4 protein-coding genes and 1 pseudogene are annotated in these 3,840 nt (G+C 33.8%); 1 reads left to right on the forward strand and 4 read right to left on the reverse strand.

The features are described from left to right. Positions 1-159: 159 nt before the first annotated feature. Positions 160-765, forward strand: a complete 606-nt coding sequence (locus H9647_RS25435) for an FRG domain-containing protein (protein ID WP_191805270.1) — start codon at positions 160-162, stop codon at positions 763-765. A 493-nt stretch (positions 766-1,258) separates the two neighbouring features. Here the strand turns inward: H9647_RS25435 and H9647_RS25440 are convergent, their stop codons facing one another. The 4 genes and pseudogenes from H9647_RS25440 to H9647_RS25455 all read right to left on the reverse strand — a co-directional run. After that, positions 1,259-1,765, reverse strand: coding sequence for a hypothetical protein (locus tag H9647_RS25440; protein ID WP_191805272.1), 507 nt, complete (start codon positions 1,763-1,765; stop codon positions 1,259-1,261). Positions 1,766-1,774: 9 nt separating this feature from the next. Continuing rightward, positions 1,775-2,632 carry a hypothetical protein gene (locus tag H9647_RS25445; protein WP_191805274.1) on the reverse strand — a complete coding sequence of 286 codons (858 nt, stop codon included), beginning with the start codon at positions 2,630-2,632 and terminating at the stop codon, positions 1,775-1,777. Between the two features lie 4 nt (positions 2,633-2,636). Then, positions 2,637-3,263 (reverse strand): hypothetical protein, encoded by a 627-nt coding sequence (locus H9647_RS25450; RefSeq protein WP_191805276.1) that lies wholly within the window; start codon positions 3,261-3,263, stop codon positions 2,637-2,639. Between the two features lie 244 nt (positions 3,264-3,507). After that, positions 3,508-3,690 (reverse strand): annotated as a pseudogene (locus H9647_RS25455) (transposase); the annotation flags it as partial. Positions 3,691-3,840: the final 150 nt, after the last annotated feature.

Below are 3,840 nucleotides of genomic sequence, written 5' to 3' on the forward strand. Positions count from 1 at the left end.
GACTCAGGAATACAGTATATAATTACTGATTTTACAGGAAGGCCACTTGATGATCAGGAAATCCAGAAGATAGCGGATTCAATGTTATAATTTAAAAATGTTGTTACTCTAACTGTAAAACTTTCACGTAATCATTTATCTATTGCTAAAAAATATGAAATGTGGACATATGACAAACTTTTTGAAAATGGCACAGTCACTCATCCAGATGGCTGCGTAATCCATCGACTATCTGGCTGGGATATACCTTATTTTGCCCAACATTACGGATTAGCGTCAAGATTTCTCGATTGGACTACAAGTTTAGACTCAGCCTTGTTTTTTGCTTGTCAGGCTGCTGATCAGGATAGTAAAGACGATCCCTGCTTAAGGTTGTTAGATCCAGCTAAATTCAACAAATATAGTATAAATGGAAATTATGCGGTCTCTCCGGATGGTGATTACATGGAATATTTAAAACAATATGTATCCTTTCATCAAATGCAAAGCCCCGTTGCAATTAGCCCCGGTTACGTTTCAGCAAGTAATGAAAGACTTCAACTACAAAACGGTCTCTTTATTTTTTCAAGTAACATTATAGATATAATTAAATATGTTAAAAACGCAGGTAACAAGCAGAAAATAATGCACAAAATAGTGATTCCAAAAGCAGTTGCAAAAGACATATTAAAACATAATCCAATATCAGCAAGTACATTAGGATTAGATGATGATCATCTCGCCAACGAATACTCCTTCAATAGATTTAGTTTGACACACAGTTAAAAATCACTGACAAACAGCCCATTTCTCAATCTAATGGCTGTTTTTTTCGCTTTCTTTTTATCGCATACATTTCTTATCAGTTATCCATATCTATATATTTTGCATATGTACATATAAGATCATTAATATGTCCAGAACGTCCCCAACTATGTTTACAATTCATTTATTCATCACCTCTAAGACCTTGACAGGAATCGAACCTGCCTATACCATGAAGGCCATAATAAAATTGCAGTGATCTTACCTGCATTCCCCGCGTAGCGCTTTTGACGATAATAACCTAGCTTAAACTTCACTAGACGTCTACGGCACAAAGCATTCCTTTAGCGCTACCGAGTCCTGCAATGATCGGGTTAGCAGGGACAACCCGGGTGATTAACCCTATGTCCCTACTTTATTATAATTACAATTTCAAACTAATATCTTTTATTTTAGTTTGAAAATTCAAAAACCACCAAACATATAAGTCGGTGGTTTTTGAAGAAATATAAATTCAATAACTAAGATTATTAATTTTTTTAATGAATTCACTTTTTTTCTCGATTGAATATTCCTTAGGTATCGCATCTAGTAATCTATCTATAGATTTCTTTATATCTGCGATTTTCTCTTCTCCATTATTGTATAATGCATACTGAGATAACAATCTAAAATTCGCTTCATCAATATCCTCAATTATCAAAGTGATCCTACTAGCGATTAAATCTGTTGCAGACATAGAATTATTGAACTTGTCTAGTGATTTTTCAGCTAGATTCAATCTTTTGTCTGCATTTATTAAAGAGTTCATTATTTCGTTAGATGTAGTTTGTTTACCTGCTTGGTCGAGGTAGTATACATACCTCTCAAGACGGTTTATAAACCTACTGTATTCTAATGAATCACCCACAATTTTATCCTTATTTATGAGGTAGCTATTATATAATAGAACTCCAATAATTACATTGAGAATTAATGAAATTACCAAAACAACCTTGATACTAGAAGTTCTTCTCATCATAAATTTTCCTCACTTTGAGTTAACAGTATGTTCAACATAGGCAGTGTTTGTCCAACCATATAAAGTGACTGGAGCCGCATTACCAGCAACCATGACTACAGAATATTTAACCTTGGCTTGAGGAACAACAATTATGTTTTGATAATTTTTAGGCATATCATATATGAATTTAACTGTAACGCCTCTTTCAAGTCCCCCCCCTTTCCTTGTTTTATAATCAGCTTCTTTATAAGAAATTGAAATAGGTAAGTCGGCTTTTGAAGAATCAGGAAGCAAGAATTGCACTGTTTGGACAGTACCCCCACTTCCTGTAAGATTAGTCCCTTTTTTAACATTAATGTTATTTAGAACCATTTGAAAAGGAGTATAAACAGCTGAGGTTATCGGATACTTATATGCTAGAACATTAACTAGGGAACTTAAAGACCCTTCAAGGTAAGGATTAACTTTATGCTCAGTTAATTCCTCTTTTGGATCAGTTGAGTATATATCAAAAGGAATACCTAAATTTTGAACCCTAAATTTAACATCTATTTGATTAACTTTAGCATCTGAATATGATAAACCGCTATAAATATTGTTTATAGTACTGAGTCTAGACCATGCTGTAATTGATTCATAGCCTATACCACGCTCAGGTTGATAGAGTGCTTTGGCACTCATAACTACAGTACTATCGGCAGTCTTATTAGAATTATCATTACTTGAGCCTTTCATATATAAATTAGCGTAGGAGCTTCCTTTATAATAATAGTCAAACCCTGGCAATATTGTTTCAGCAGCGTATACCTTCTCACTAGATGATATCAACGTTGAAGAAAATAAAAATGAAGCTGCTAACATACTTAATATTAATTTTTTTCTCATTCTTTTAGCCCCCTGCATATTCCGTTGTAATATCTGCAATCTCTTCGGTTAAGAAACTAGTGTCACCAAAAATTAAATACGAGATTCCTTCACCAAAGTTACCAAGAGTTAAGGAGAAGTATCTTTGTCCAGTCTCCACAATTGAGCCAAGACCGATTATTATTTCCTCTGTTTCTTCATTTTCTTTTGTCATAATTGCATCTAGTGGACCGAATACGTATGTATCCCCTGATTTTAGCTTAACTTTGGATATAGTAGACCCAATCAGTTCAATTTTGTTCTTCACTCCATCCATTTCTAATGATCCGCTACCATTGACCTTATAAAAATCACCTGTAGGTGTTAGATCTATATTTAAAGATAAGCTCTTCTTACTTTGAGCGTTCCTTTTTTCATTAGAAAAACTGAATTCTTGAATACCAGCCTTTTCTTCAATAACTTGTTCCTCTTCTTGTGTTTTGAGCTCGATTGGTAAAACATCTGAATAATTTTCAGTAACATTCATACTAATATTACCGCCATTATCCATTTTAAATTCTTTATCCTGACTATACCCAGTATTAACCATCAATACTAATCCAGCTATTAGACCAAGGCTTATTAATGCTCCTAATGTTTTTTTTCTTTTCATTATTCATTTCCCCCATTTAATATAACTAGTAATAATTTTCAAGAATCAGTAATGGGCCCCTTACTTTTCATTGGATTATTACCAAAGAGTACCTATAATACATATAGTTAATTAATAAGTCAATCCATATATTGGTTTTAATATTAATATAATTGAATCAATTTCATAATGCATTGACTTAAAGAATTGCAGACTACTCCAATGCAATCGTAATACATTTTAAATTTTATGAGGCTTTCGCTCTTTATTGTTTGTTCACACGATCCACGACTAGCTTCATGCTGTTGTAAACTAGTGTTGCGAGGATAAAGTGCAGCCTCGCTTTTGCTCCTGTTCGGTGTCTTAGGTTATTTAATTGAAAGAACTCTTTCAGGTATGCATTTACTCGTTCAACTGCGGATCTTCTCTTTGCGATTTGCTTCCATGAAACAACCGCGATTGGTTAAAGCTAGACAAGATAATAATTAATCATCATTTCGTATCTTCCCTAATAAAACGAAAAAACGTTAGTTGAAAACAGCAGGGAGCAGTTTGCCAGTTGGCAGCTGCTCCCTTTTAGTCATGCAAACCGGCAGGT

The organism is Paenibacillus gallinarum (genome assembly GCF_014836635.1).
Lineage (GTDB): Bacteria > Bacillota > Bacilli > Paenibacillales > Paenibacillaceae > Paenibacillus > Paenibacillus gallinarum.